Raw genomic sequence first — 13,443 nt, 5'->3', positions numbered from 1 at the left:
TAAAGTCTCGATGTCCGACGATAGGTTTTCCGTCGCCGGATAAAAAATCTATCGCGCACCGCCCAGCATGATGACGTCCGCGCCGACGTTCACCCCGGCCCCATGCGCGACGCCAACGGCCTCGGCGAAGCTCTCCGGCTCGTTGGTTCGGAACCAGCCGACGACCGTGCGGCCCTCCAAATCGGGATCGACGATCACGATCTTGCGGGTGTTGTATCGATTGAACTCGGCGGCGGCGGCGGCGATCGTGTCGCCGTCCAGAACGATCTGGCCCTCTCGCCACGATAGGGCGCGATCCATCTCCAGCGGGCGTTTGACAGGGCTTGAAGCGCCCGCCTCGTTGCTGACGAAGACCTGCTCGCCCGCCACCACGCGGCGACGCTGTTTGGAAGCGCCCTTGTCGCTCCACACCTCGACCACGCCTTCCGTCACGCGCACCTCGGCCCCGGCCGACTTGCGACGCACGGAAAAGGCCGTGCCAACCGCCTGAACCCGGATGTCGCCTGCCGCCACCACGAACGGACGGGTCCGATCCTTGGCGACCTGGAACCAGGCCTCGCCGCGATCCAGCTTCACGGCGCGTTCGGTCTTCTGGAATCGAACATCCAGTGTCGTATCGGTATTGATCGCCGCCATGGATCCGTCCGCCAGCGGCACACGACGGATCTCCCCAACCAGCGTCCGATAGCGTTGACCCGACATGACAGGAGCCAGAACGACGCCGGCAGCGACCGCCGCCGCCAATCCCAGGCCGCCCAGCAACACGCGGCGGTCAGGTCTGGCCGTCGCGCGATCCACAACGGTTTCGACCGGCTCGACCATAAGGGCCAGGACCGCCCTCGCCCGCCACAAGGCGCCCTGACGACGGCTGTCGCCTTCGAGCCAGTCTTCCAGCGCAACGTCGTCCGAAGGTCTCATCGACCCCGCATCCAGCTGAGCGGCCCACCTCGCCGCGTACGCGTCAATCTCACTTGAGGTTTCCCGGCTCATGCCTGCCGCCCTCGAGGCGTCGCTGCGCGGCCTTCGTCATCCGTCTTACTCAGACCAGCCAGGACCGCCTTCAGTCCTCGCGCAGCCTCGTTCTCGACCACGTTCTCGGTCACGCCCAGCCGCACCGCGATTTCGCGCTGGGACATACCCAAGATGCGACGCATCTCGAAGATGCGTCGGCTGCGTTCGGGCAAGGTGGCGACGATCTTCAGCACGCGTTCGAGTTCCTTTCGTCCCCCGGCGATACGTTCGGGCGACGGCTCATCCCACTCGACGCGCAGGGCGTCGATTTCCGTCACCGCCTCGATTCTTACGATCCGCGCGCGACGCATCTGCTCCAGAACCACGGATCGCGCCGTCTGAAAGAAGTAGGCGCGCGGGCTCTCGATCTGCTCGACCGCCTTCAGCTTGGCCAGCCGGCAATAGGCCTCCTGAATCACGTCATCCACATCACTGGACGTAACCAGCGACCGCTTCAGCCAGACGCGAACATCCTGCTCATGCGGCAGCACCTCGTGCGCCAACCACCGCACCCGCGCGTGATCCGTCACTCGCCCGCGTTCCACAGAAAACCGCCCCTTTTTCACATCGATGCTTGAGGCCTGAACTTCCGTCAAAAATCTAAGATGCTTGACGAGGTGTACATGCAGAACTGGCGCTGGCGGCCCACGCATCGGAGAGCAGACTGGCAGAAATAGCCTGTTACTAGTGGGCTAATCGCCGAAGGGCGATCTGGCGCTGTCTCAGTCTTGTCATTTCCGTGGGCGAAAGCGGCAGTTGGAGCATGGCGTGGTTGAAATAGTCGTCCAATGCGCTGGAGAAGGGCCAGTCGGAACCGGGCACGAACCGATCCAGGCCTATGCCCCGCATGACCTCGACCAAACGGGCGCGGTTACTGGCCGACGTTTCGGCGTCGAAAACCTGAGCCAGGTCGAAATACAGATTGGGCGCCTTGTCGGGCTGGCCTCCGATAAGACGTCGAAACGCATCCATGGCGTCCCAGGTGTTGCTGTCCAGCCCACCCCAGCCGCCCGCATGAGCGATCACGACGGGCACGTCTCGAGCGTGAGGTAGAACCTGATTGAGGAAGATGCGGACGTCGCCTGCGCCATAGTCCTCCGCGCGGGTCCGCATATGGATCATGATGGTCAGTTCCGCGTCCGCGGCGGCGTCGAAGATGGCCGTCAAGCGACGGACATGGTCGGGATTGCGAAAATCCAGGCCGGAGTTGGTCAGATGCAGTTTCGGACCCTTGGCGACAGACTGATCCTTCCAAGCCGCGATTTCGGCCAAGGCATCGGGCGCCAGTGGATTGACGGAAATGAAGGCGACCAGCCGCCCTGGGTGCGCAGCCGCTGTGGCGACGGTGAAGGCGTTGGCGTCATGGACGCGCATCGGCGCGTCCGCCAGCGACGGAAGCATCATCGGGCTTTCGGCCAGATAGGCGGTGGACATCATCCAGGCCGTCTGGACTCCAGCCTTGTCCATATCCGCGAGCAAATCATCGGGCTGATGAGGCTTGACGAAGGAAGGGTCGCACGCACCGATGCGCCCAGGGCTGCTGCAATAGGCCGGCAGAATCTCCAGAATGGCCGGTGAATGGACGTGGACATGGTGGTCGGTGCGGACAGCAGTTCGGGTCTGCGCCAGACTGCTCCCCGCCAGGAACGCGGCAAGAACCACACTCCTGGCGGCTAATCTTTTGACGTTCATGGCGCCGGTCAGGACCTAATGCGCCGCATCATCGAGCAGGGTCTGTTTCCAAAACAGCAGGCTGGTCCAGAAATAGTAGTCCTCGTTCTCCTTCTTGTGGAAGCCATGACCTTCGTTCTGCGCCAACAGATGCCAGGCCGTGCCGCCGTTGGCCCGGACGGCCGAGACGATCTGGTCCGCCTCTGACGCCGGCACGCGCGGGTCATTGCCGCCGGTCGCGACCAGCAGCGGTATTTTGATCTTGTCCACGCTGGTGAGGGGTGAGATGGCTTGGAGCTGGGCGCGCTGTGCCGGGTCGCGCTCGTCGCCGTATTCGACGCGGCGCAAATCCCGACGATAGGACTGGGTGTTTTCCAGGAAGGTGACGAAGTTGGAGATGGCGACGTAGCAGTTCGCCCCCTTCAGCCTGTCGCTGTAATGCACCGCTGTGGCATAGCACATGTAGCCGCCGTAGGAGACGCCGGTGACGGCGAACCGCGACGCATCCAATCCGGGATCGGCCTGCAACCGATCAAGGAAGGCGCCGATGTCCCGGACGGAATTTTCGCGCTGGAACGGCCCGTTGTCGAGATTGACGAAACGGGTCCCGTATCCCGAAGATCCCCTCACATTGGGAAAGAACAGGGCCACGCCCAGTTCATTGAGCAGATAGTTCTGCGGCCCAAGGAAGTCGGGCCGGGTCTGGCCTTCGGGGCCGCCGTGGATATCCACGATCAACGGTCTCTTGCCGGGGAAACGCGCCGGATCGGGGCGATAGAGGAAGCCCGAGACCCTCTCGCCGTCGAAGCTTGTCACCTCGACCAACTGCGGCTCTATGTTGACAGCGGGGTCCAGGCCGCCGGTCTCGCTGGCGGTCCAGCGCGTCACGGCCAGGGTCTTGGGATCGATCGAGAAGGCGTCCCCCGACACCCGAGCCGACGAAAGACTGAGGCCGATCGCGCCCCACGGCGAAACCTGTATGGCCGACCCGATGCTGTAAGGGATGACGCCTTCCGGCAATCCGTCCACCGGACGGACGACGCCCGACGCCGTATCCAGTATCCGCACGCGCGACACGCCGGCGTCGTTGATCGCATAGACGACGAAACTGCCATCCGGGGCCAGCGCGTAGTCACTGACATCCCAGCGCGGTTCGTGGCTGACCGGCACGAATCCGTCCTTGCCGATGCGTCCGAGGCGAAGGAAGTCGGACTGCTTGTTGGACGTCACCCATACGCCGCCATCCGCACCATATTGCGGACCGACGTAGGACACCTGGGCCGTGGGATCCGTCAAAGCCGTCATTCGACCGCTGGCTAAATCCAACTCATAGACAACAGCGTTGTTCACGGACATCCGATTGAGAACCAGCGCCTTGCGCCCGTCCTTGGAAAAGTCGGCTATGTTCCAGCCGCCGCCGGACACCTGAGCGACCAAGCGTTCGCTGGAGGGGTTCGACGGATCGACGACGTAAAGATCCATGTCCGCCCCATTGCGTCGCGACGAGGCATAACCGATCAGGCGGCCGTCCGGGCTCCAGGCTCCGAACCAGTTGCGGCTGCGCCCGTCTGTCAGGCGCGTCAGACGTCCGTCCTTCAGCGTGTAGAGTTGGTAGAATTCGTCACCGCCACTGTCCTTCTGCACCACCAGCGTGCGTCCATCCGGCGATGGGGCTCCAGTCAGGATCGGCTCGCCTTCGAAGCTGATCTGGGTGCGGGCGCCGCCAGGCGCCGAGACTGCGTGCAGTTGGTCGGTCGCACCGAACCGCGTCTTGATCAGCATCGACTGGTCGGCCGCATTCCACCCAAGGAATGCGGCGCGGCGCGACTGCAGATAGGGCTGGGTCGCCGCCACCAGAGCGTCGGGAACCGGCGGCAGGCCGTCCGCAACGATGGCGGCGGGCTTGGGCGCCTCGGCCAGTGCGAACGGAACTCCGGCGACGGCGGAGAAAGACAAAACAAGCGCCAGCGTGAGACGGGACATCGGCGACCGCACCATTCTGTTAAGGGAAAAAAAAGTAATGGGCCGCCGGACCTTGCCGGCGACCCACTGTTCAGGACGTCAGAAGCGGTAGCGTGCGCCAACCGTGACATAACGCCCGATCACATCGTAATAGGGCGAATAGAGCGAGCCATTGGGCGGCGCCTTGTCGAAGAGATTGGTGGCGTTGGCGTACAGTTCCACGCCCCGCGCACCATAGTGATCCAGATCCGCAGTCAGGCCCAGGTCGACATAGGTGTAAGCCGGGATGTCGTTGTTCGAGATCTTGACGGTGCGGTTATAGAGACCCTGAGACAGGTATCGCGCCCTCAGATCGACGCCGAACACCTCCCCTTTCCAACCCAGGTTGGCGTTCAGGCGGAAGTCCGGCACGCCCAGACCGAAGGCGTAGCCCTGCGACTTCACATATTCGATCTCGCTAACGCCATCGTTGGTCGTCAGGGTGTTCACCCAGGTGCCCACCACGCGCAGGCGCAACCGGCCCGTCGCGCCCGGAACCCAAAGGTCGGCCGGCGACGAATAGGAGACTTCCGCATCGACCCCGTCGGTGTGGTACTCGGCCAGGTTCACATATGTGGAGCGGGTCCGCACCAGATTGCCGTTGGCGTCACGATCAACGAAGGCGCACAGCGCCGTGTTGCCATTGAAGCAGCGCGTGACCAGATCCTGCGGCGCCACCGTGCCGATCACATTGTCGATCTTGATGTCATAGTAGTCGATCGACAGATTCAGGCTGGGGATCGACGGCGGCGAATAGGTGAAGCCCAGGGTCAGGGTGTCCGCCGTCTCGGGCGCGAGGTTCGCGTTCCCGCCTCCGTTGTTCAGCGTATAGACGGTCTGGCCCTTCAGCGGGTCGTTGATGTTGTTATATCCGGTGGTCGTCGTCGTGTAGAGCTCCGTCAGATTGGCTGATCGGATGTCGCGAGACTGGGTGACGCGCCCGCGGAAGCCGGGGAAGAATTCGTTGGTCGCCCCAACTTTCCACGACCAGATCGAGCCTGTGGTGTCGTAGTCCGAGATGCGGGCCGCAGCATTGAACTCCAGATTGTTGAAGACGGGCATGTCGCGAACCACTGGAACCAGGATTTCGGCGAAGGCTTCCTTGACCGAGAACTCACCCGCCATGGCCGAGAAGCTGAAGCTCTGGAACGCCTTGGCGGCGTCTAGGTCGCCCACGCGCTGATCCGTCTGCTCCTTGCGCGCTTCCAGGCCGACCGCGACGGACACATCGCCTGCAGGTAGGCTGAACGGTTCGCCCCGCAGGCTGACGCCGGCGACATCGAGCTTAGTCGTCGCCCGCATCTGCGGCGTCCCCGTCACGTAGTCGATCGCCGCTTGCGACGGCGCCCCCACCCCAAAGAGGTTGATCGGGACGCAGCCGGAGTTGGCGTTGGTGAGCGTGACGCGGCAGACGGCCTTGTTGGTGACCGGATCGATGACGGAATCGACGGCCTGAGCATAGGGCGTGGTCAGCAGGAAGCCGGGCGTGTCGATGTTGTTCTGATATTCGCCATGGCTGTAGTAGGCGCCCCAGCGCCAGTTGGAGCCGAACTCGCCGTCCAGAGCCAAGGTCGCCTGGGTGGTGACGCGCTCGAAGTCGATACGCGAAAAGGCCAGATCGGAGTTGAATCGGCCCATGGTGAAGCTGGTCTGACCGGCCGCCGCCATCTGCTGCTTGATCGCGGTCGGCAGGAAGGCGTTGTCGATCTTGATGTTGAGATTGCCGCGGTTGTGGTCGCCAAACCAGATGTAGTCGTTCCACATCCGCGAATGACGCACGTCGGCTGTCAGGCGCAGCTTGTCCGACAGATCGTAGGTTACGCTCGCCAAGCCGGTGTAACGCTTCTGGGGCGTGACCAGCGGGCTGAGATCATCATTCGAAGGCCCCTCGCCGCCAACGGTGTTGGAGCCGACGACCCGCCCATAGTTGAAGGACCGAAGGGTGCCGTCTGGATTGAACACCTTGCCCGCGTTGACGCCGGACATGATCAGGCCGCCATAAGCCGCATTTGCGAAGCCGACGTTCGGCACGGTGACAAAGCCGCCCGCGCCGTCGGAAACCTGAGCCCAGCGCCCGATCGCCGGGCGCGCGACCTTAGGCGTCACACCGGCATTATCCAGATATTCTCCACCAATGACGAAATGGCCGCGATCGCCGGCGAACCCGGTCCCCCAGGCACCCTCGAAACGCTTTTGCTCCGCATCGTCGAAGGACGAGATGCCATACTCGGCGCCCAGCTTGCCGCCCGTGAAGGTGCGGTCGATCCCGATGTTGACCACGCCGGCCACGGCGCCCGAGCCCCAGGCAGCCGAAGCGCCTCCGGTGACCACGTCCACGCTCTTGACCAAGACTGCGGGGACGCTGTTCAGATCGTTCTCGCTGGACACGCGGCGCCCGTCGATCAGGACCAGGGTCCGGCTGATCCCAAGACCGCGCAGATCGACCGGAGCGTTGCCCGCGCCGGTGTTGGTGCCGGTCGTCTGCGGTGAACTGGTCGCCTTGAACTGGGGCATGTCATTCAGCGCCGCCGCGATGTTCGGGCGGGCGCCGACGGACAGGTCTTCTGCCGTCAGCCGGATGGTCGGCGTCGGAGCCTGGAAGCCGGCGCGGTCGATGCGCGATGCGGTGACCACGATATCATCGACCGAGGCGGCTTCGGCCGGTTTGGGATCAGCTTCCTGCGCGACGGCGGCGCTGGCGCAGGCCATCAGTGCAACCAGGCTGGCGCAACTGGTCAAGGAACGAGCGAAACGAGACAAGGCGAGACTCCTCATTTGAAACGACGCCCCTCCCCAGGGGTGTCTGCTGCGAGCGACGCTCTGACGGCGCCGTTTCGCCCCCGCTGTCATCGGGCCTGAGAGCTTCGGGCGCGCACGCCCTTTCTCCTTCGGCGAGGTCGCGTCCCCCGGACGGACCTGCTCTCCAGCGTTTCATCAGCAAGGCGGTCCGTTTGCCTGAGCGTTTCCGGGGCGGTTGCGCCTTCGGCGTCGGCCTGCACCGATCTCTCCCGCCTTGCAGGCATGAGTAAGATTGACCCGATAGCGACTGTCAAATCAGCTAAAATTGGTATAATCGTTCCCGCAGCGCGCAAATTTTAGGGATAAAATCCCTAATCCCGAGCCAGTCGCTTCCCGTGAGTTGTGCAACCCACATGCATGTCGGGCTCGTGACAGGATAGTGACAGCAAACGCCGCCTCTGCACTTTTGAAGTTATCCACAGAAACCGTTAAGGCGCGGAAATGTCCGAAGGCGCCCTTGTCGCCATCCGCATCGCTTCGCTCCACCGGCCGAGGAGGCGCGTGCGGCGCGCTTGATCCAGATTAGCCAGCAAGGCGGGCCCAACCCTTATCGGCCGAGCGCCCGGCGCGGCTGTACGCAAGGGCGTATCAACATCGTTGCGCACTGGCCGAATACCCAACGCGCCAATCACCCTTTGACCTTCACGGGATAACAGGAAATCCAGAAACAATTTCGCCGCGTTGGGATGGCCGGCGTTGCGCGGGATGAAGGCGACCCGCGATACGGACAGATGATAATCGCTGGGCGTGATCAATCCGATCTGCGGCGCTTCGGCAGCCCACGAAGCGGCATAGGACTGGTTCATATTATAGGCGAAGGCCATCCGCCCATCCGCGATCTGCCCCATCATTCGCTTGCCCGAGGTGTCGAGCCTAGGCCGCGACGCGCCCAGCGCCTCCATCAGCGGCCAGGCGTCTGGATAGATCTGAACGTCCGCCGACAACTGCATCAAGCCGACGCCGCTCTGCTCGGCGTCATACATCGTGATGCGGCCATCCAACACGCCGGAGCGCGCATCGAGCAGACGAAGCAAATCCGCATGGCTGCGCGGCACGACATCGTCTGCAATCCGCTCTCGGTTATAGACGAAAACTATCGGCTCCGCCGTCAGCCCATAACCTTGGTCGCGCCAGACCGAACCATCCGGCATGGCGGCTCGATGCGGCGACTTGTAGACTTGAGCATAGCCATCATTGATGAGCTTGACCTGAACGTCCATCGCCGTGCTCCAGACTAGGTCCGGTCCCGTTCGTCCTGCGTCCGCCAGCGCTCGCACCCGCTCAGCGATCTGAGTGGAATTGATGTCCAGGAGATGCACGGCGATCTGGGGCCAACGCCGACGAAACGCACCCACCACCGGCCCCATCAGGCTGGTATTGGTGATAACTTTCAGCGCGCCTTCCCGACGCGCCATCCACCGGACACGCTCCGCCGTACCAACGCCTTGCGGCTCGAACGAACAGGCTGTGCTCAATCCCCCGCCGCTTGCCGCCAAGCCGCCGGCCAGCCCCCGAAGCAGATATCGGCGATCCGGCTTCAACCTTCGAGCTTTCGGGCTATGGTGTTGCGCATGATCCTTCGTCCCCTGTCGTCGCCATGAAAATACTCGTCGTCGAAGATGACAAGGCGCTAAGCCATTCCCTTGAGGCCAGCCTCGTGGAGAGCGGCTTTCAAGCGACATGCACCCACAGCGGCGAACAGGCATTGCAGATGGAAAGCGTCGGCGGGTTCGACGCCGCCGTACTGGATATAGGCCTGCCCGACATCGACGGCTTTGCGGTTCTTGCGGCGCTTCGCCGCCGAGGATCTTCGATGCCGATCTTGATGCTCACGGCCCGCGACGCCCTGGGCGATCGCGTCGCCGGGCTGGATTTGGGGGCCGACGACTATCTGGTCAAACCCTTCGCCCCCGTCGAACTGACGGCGCGACTTCGCGCCATCGTGCGACGCCGCCAAGGACAGGCCGCGGGCGCCGTTGTCGTCGGCACCCTCTTCTGCGACTGGCGAACCGGGCGCGCCTCGGTCAATGATCGCGACTTGGCTCTCCGCCCCCGCGAATGGGCGACCCTTCGCGTGCTGGCGTCCCGACCTGGGCAGGTGGTGGATCGCGACCTTCTGGCGGCCGAAGTCTTCCCTCAGGATGAGGCCCCCTCCTTGAATGCCTTGGAAATCCACGTGGGCCGACTTCGGCGCAAGCTTCAGCCTGATGGCCCTGCCGTGACGAACATCAGGGGACGCGGGTATCGCCTCGATCCATGAACAGCGCCGGGTCCAAGTCGTCCCATAGTCTGGTCATAAGGCTGTTGATCGCGCAGGTCGTTCCGCTGGCGATCCTGGCCATCGTCGTGCTGGCGGTCGGCGCCTGGACGGCCCAACGCATCGTGGCCGACAACTCGGACCGCCTGCTGGCCGGCGCGCTTCAAACCATAAGAGCGACAGTGTCTGTTGAACGCGGACACATCACCGTCGATGTCGCACCTTGGACACTCGCGCTTTTGGACGGCCCCGAACGCGACGCCGTCTTTTACAGCGTCCGCGACGGCGATCAGTTGGTCACGGGCTATGCAGATTTGCCAAACCTGCCTCAGGCCCAGCAAGAAGAACCAGTCTTCGCCGACCTGTCCGTGAGGGGTGTTCCCGTGCGGATGGTTCAGCAGACACTGAACATCCCCGGGCACGCCGCGCCCATTAGCGTTTCCGTAGCACAAAGCTTGGATTCCCGCAGCGCCAGCCTGCGTGAACTCTACCGCAGCCTTTTGCTGCCGCCGGCTCTCCTGGTCGTGCTCGCTGCCCTTCTGGTCTGGCCAGCGCTGCAATGGGGCCTGAACTCGCTCAAGCGTCTTATCGATGATCTGACTCGTCGCCCCGGCATTTCAACGGCCTTCGCGCCGGCCGACATCGACTTGGCGCCACGCGAGTTCTGGCCCGTCCTAACCGCCTTCAATCATCTTCTCGCCCGGCTTGAGACATCGACCGCCGGCGTTCAAAAATTCGCGGCGGATGCTTCGCACCAGTTGCGCACCCCTCTCTCGGTCGTTTCCGCAAATCTTGCGCTGCTCACTGACTCGCATCACCCTTGGACGCCTCAGCAAAAACGATTGATTGACGACTCTCGCGACGCCGTTCGTCGTATGACGCGCCTCGTCGAACAGTTGCTGTCGACGGCGCGAGCGGACGCCGCCCGCATCAGTACGTCCGCTGACCTCGGCCGCGCCGCCCGGCGCGCGTGTCAGGTCGCTCGTGCGCGCCGAGACTTTCCAGACGACGCCCTGCGCCTTCGCCTTGCAACCGAACCTGTCATCGTCCTCGGCGCGGAGGATCTGATCACTGAGCAGATCCTCAACCTCATCGACAACGCTTTTCACCACGGCGCCGCGCCCGTTTTCGTGCATGTGCGCGCCGCAGGCTCGGTCAGCGTTTGGGATCATGGTAAAGGGGTCTCGGAAACCGCTCTCCCCCACCTCGCCAACCGCTTTTTCCGCGCGAACACGACAGACACTCCAGGATCAGGCCTAGGCCTCGCCATCGTTTCCTCACTCGCCAAGGCTCAAGGCGGCGAGTTCGAACTACGCAACCGCGACGGCAGACGAAGCGGCCTCGTCGGCCGGCTTGTTTTTAAAAAGCAGCAGAACAATCTTGGCCTGACGTCCAATTAGGCATCACAAAAAGCGAGACCCTCCAAAAATCTTCGAAGGGTCTCGTAAGAAATAACTTTTTAGTCAGCGACTTACCTGCCACTTCGGAAGCGATATCGAAAGCTCCCGAAAGGCCTGAATTATGCCCACTCGATTGTCCAATAGACCCGAAGGCGCTGATTTATCAGCGTCTTTTCTTTGATCTACTGAATATGCCGTCAGCGATACCGACACTTATGCACGACTACTGAAAACTAACGGGAATTTTGCCAATATAAAATTTCAGTGATCTCGCCATCTATCGACACGTAACCGCCGCTGGCGAGTCCGCCAAGCGCAAATGGCTCCGACCTCAGAGCGGCTTGTATACCGACGATCCATACCGACACGATCAACTGGCGGGACTCGACGATACCGTCATTTGAATGGTCGGCCAATGTCGTCAGTGCGCCAGAAGCGGTCATTACTTGAGCGTCCGAGACACCACCTTTAGCCATCCTGTCTAAGCCAGTGAACGTCCGCTTTTCGGGCTGATGCCGATGTCCGCTCGCGCTCAACGGATCTTGCGAAACGATCACGCACGAGGACCATACGTCCCCACGCCGGGAGGCGCTCCAAGCGCGGAGCGATGGCCAGCCCTTTTTTAAGCTGTTCTTGCTCGGCTAAGCGGCGCCGCGGCGGCCCTCGCCGCCCTCACACAGGTGAGGGTGCGGCTTTAGGGATTAGCGGCGCCTCCGCACTCCCCAGATGCTCGGCCAGGGACCGCACGCATCCGGCGTGCCGCGCCCGGCGGTGGCAGTAGCCATCGATGTCGGGATCGGCACGTAGTGTGTAACCTGCCGCCGCCAGCCTCTCCACCAGCCGCATAGCCTCGGCGCGCGGCGTCGGCGCCTTGGCATGCTCCAGGGTGATCAAGGCGACGAGACTGTCGGCCATCCGAGCGCCCTGCTCCTCGAGCAGGACGGCAGGGCCCCGCAGGGCCGGCTCATCCAGGAGGTAAACAGTGGCCAACGACATGTCCATCAGGGCGCCGAGGGTCGCGGGCCAACCAGAGGCGGCGCTCGCAGACCGGAAATAGATCAGGGAAGGATGGGAGGCGTGGCTCTGCAGCACGTCGGCGCACCAGTCGCGGGCGTCGTGCATCAGGGCCGGCAGCCGTTGGACCATGCCGAGCGCCGCGTACCGCTCCAGCACCGCCAGGCCGGACGGGGGCGACCCAGCGGAGGTGAGGAGCTTCAAAATGCCCGCGTCCCGTCCGGAGACGCTGCCCTGGACCATCAGAAGGTAGGTGATGGCGAGGGTCATCACGGCCAAACCGCAGAACCCCGCGCCCATGACCACCCAGCGCGCAAGGCCCGTCGCGTCCGTCTCGCTGAGGCCTACGGTAGCCAGGCCGCTCCCGGCGACGAACAGCGCCTGCGGAAAACTGGGAAGCGCCGGGTCGAACGAGTCCGCCAGAGCGTGTGTCATCAGGCCGAAGCCGAGGATGAGCAGGGCGATCCAGATGATGAAGGCCTGGACCAGCATCGAGGGCGCGAAGGCGGCGGACAAGCCGTCCTCGCGGCGGCGAAGCGCACGCCAGACCGGGAGGTTGACGAGGACGAGCCGGCGAACGACCTGAAAAAGGCCCCGCGCCCGCCCGGGAATGACGACGGTGCCGACGACGTCATTCAGGGTGACGAGCGCCAGCGTCGCGCCGAGGAGGAATTCCAGGACCAGGATCATCGTCAAGCCAACGACTGGCGCGGATATCGGCTCCCGCCGCGCGCCGCCGACGCGACAAACGGCCAGTCGCGCGACTTTCCGGATGTGGAACCTTGGCCATACCCGAAGTGTTTTCTCGGCCAGTTTTCGAAGGAGGACATCGTCATGCCGACCTACGCCTTCCATCTGCACGACGGACCGGCCGTCCCGCCCAGGGTCGAACGGATCGACGCTTATGACGACGAGGAGGCGCGGACGCTGGCCGAGCTGCGGCTGACGCTGAGCTCCGGGTTCACCCACATCGAGGTCGAGAGAGACGGCGTCGAACTCTTCCGTCTGCACCGGGACAGCCAGGAGCCGTTGTGAACGCGGCCGGCCGGCCGGCTCAGCGTTTGCAGGCAGGCGCCGATGATCGTCGCCAAGGCCGCGGAGTCGTAGGGCTTGCCGATAAACTGTTCGTCGTCGGGGTTGTCCGCCGGAGCAGGCTTCGCCAGACGCTCGATCCCCGGCGACCATGTGAACCGTCTGGGCGCGGTCATCACCAAGCCCTTCCCCATGATCGCCCCGACGGCCAAGGTCGCCGAGATGCTGGACCTACCGGAAGCCTGAGGCCGGTCTAGC

Annotated in this window: 12 protein-coding genes and 1 riboswitch; of the genes, 4 read left to right on the top strand and 8 right to left on the bottom strand. The window is 63.4% G+C overall.

All coding sequences use genetic code 11. From position 1 onward, the window contains the following. Nucleotides 1-48: 48 nt before the first annotated feature. From ACYX4P_RS08830 to ACYX4P_RS08805, 6 genes are all read right to left on the bottom strand, one after another. Nucleotides 49-918, bottom strand: coding sequence for a FecR family protein (locus ACYX4P_RS08830; RefSeq protein ID WP_248121138.1), 870 nt, complete (start codon nucleotides 916-918; stop codon nucleotides 49-51). A 68-nt stretch (nucleotides 919-986) separates the two neighbouring features. Beyond that, nucleotides 987-1,541 (bottom strand): RNA polymerase sigma factor, encoded by a 555-nt coding sequence (locus ACYX4P_RS08825; RefSeq protein WP_248121139.1) that lies wholly within the window; start codon nucleotides 1,539-1,541, stop codon nucleotides 987-989. 154 nt (nucleotides 1,542-1,695) lie between these two features. Then, entirely contained in the window at nucleotides 1,696-2,703 is a 1,008-nt protein-coding gene (locus ACYX4P_RS08820) for an amidohydrolase family protein (RefSeq protein WP_476069293.1), read from the bottom strand. A gap of 15 nt (nucleotides 2,704-2,718) precedes the next feature. Beyond that, nucleotides 2,719-4,665 carry a S9 family peptidase gene (locus tag ACYX4P_RS08815; RefSeq protein ID WP_248121143.1) on the bottom strand — a complete coding sequence of 649 codons (1,947 nt, stop codon included), beginning with the start codon at nucleotides 4,663-4,665 and terminating at the stop codon, nucleotides 2,719-2,721. 78 nt (nucleotides 4,666-4,743) lie between these two features. Further along, nucleotides 4,744-7,443 (bottom strand): TonB-dependent receptor domain-containing protein, encoded by a 2,700-nt coding sequence (locus ACYX4P_RS08810; protein ID WP_248121145.1) that lies wholly within the window; start codon nucleotides 7,441-7,443, stop codon nucleotides 4,744-4,746. 173 nt (nucleotides 7,444-7,616) lie between these two features. After that, nucleotides 7,617-7,704, bottom strand: a riboswitch (glycine riboswitch). Nucleotides 7,705-7,910: 206 nt separating this feature from the next. Beyond that, nucleotides 7,911-8,897, bottom strand: coding sequence for an ABC transporter substrate-binding protein (locus ACYX4P_RS08805; RefSeq protein ID WP_248121147.1), 987 nt, complete (start codon nucleotides 8,895-8,897; stop codon nucleotides 7,911-7,913). A 182-nt stretch (nucleotides 8,898-9,079) separates the two neighbouring features. Between ACYX4P_RS08805 and ACYX4P_RS08800 the strand changes: the two genes are divergently transcribed. Next, nucleotides 9,080-9,742, top strand: coding sequence for a response regulator transcription factor (locus ACYX4P_RS08800; RefSeq protein ID WP_292047081.1), 663 nt, complete (start codon nucleotides 9,080-9,082; stop codon nucleotides 9,740-9,742). Continuing rightward, nucleotides 9,739-11,139, top strand: coding sequence for a sensor histidine kinase N-terminal domain-containing protein (locus tag ACYX4P_RS08795; protein WP_476069289.1), 1,401 nt, complete (start codon nucleotides 9,739-9,741; stop codon nucleotides 11,137-11,139). Before ACYX4P_RS08800 ends, ACYX4P_RS08795 begins: the two co-directional genes overlap by 4 nt. 233 nt (nucleotides 11,140-11,372) lie before the next feature. On the opposite strand, the gene ACYX4P_RS08790 is transcribed toward ACYX4P_RS08795, so the two are convergent. Continuing rightward, the gene (locus tag ACYX4P_RS08790) at nucleotides 11,373-11,582 is read right to left on the bottom strand and encodes a hypothetical protein (protein WP_312571115.1); all 210 of its coding nucleotides are present in this window, start codon (nucleotides 11,580-11,582) and stop codon (nucleotides 11,373-11,375) included. Nucleotides 11,583-11,811: 229 nt separating this feature from the next. Beyond that, the gene (locus ACYX4P_RS08785) at nucleotides 11,812-12,849 is read right to left on the bottom strand and encodes a hypothetical protein (protein ID WP_313441487.1); all 1,038 of its coding nucleotides are present in this window, start codon (nucleotides 12,847-12,849) and stop codon (nucleotides 11,812-11,814) included. Between the two features lie 138 nt (nucleotides 12,850-12,987). Between ACYX4P_RS08785 and ACYX4P_RS08780 the strand changes: the two genes are divergently transcribed. Together ACYX4P_RS08780 and ACYX4P_RS08775 are read left to right on the top strand one after the other, a co-directional pair. Continuing rightward, entirely contained in the window at nucleotides 12,988-13,188 is a 201-nt protein-coding gene (locus ACYX4P_RS08780) for a hypothetical protein (protein ID WP_292047089.1), read from the top strand. 102 nt (nucleotides 13,189-13,290) lie between these two features. Beyond that, complete coding sequence (locus tag ACYX4P_RS08775; RefSeq protein WP_292047091.1) at nucleotides 13,291-13,431, top strand: hypothetical protein; 141 nt, start codon at nucleotides 13,291-13,293, stop codon at nucleotides 13,429-13,431. The last annotated feature ends 12 nt before the right edge of the window (nucleotides 13,432-13,443 follow it).

The sequence above is a fragment of the Brevundimonas sp. ABV4_179 genome (assembly GCF_056311945.1).
This window is presented reverse-complemented; position numbering and strand designations above follow the sequence as displayed.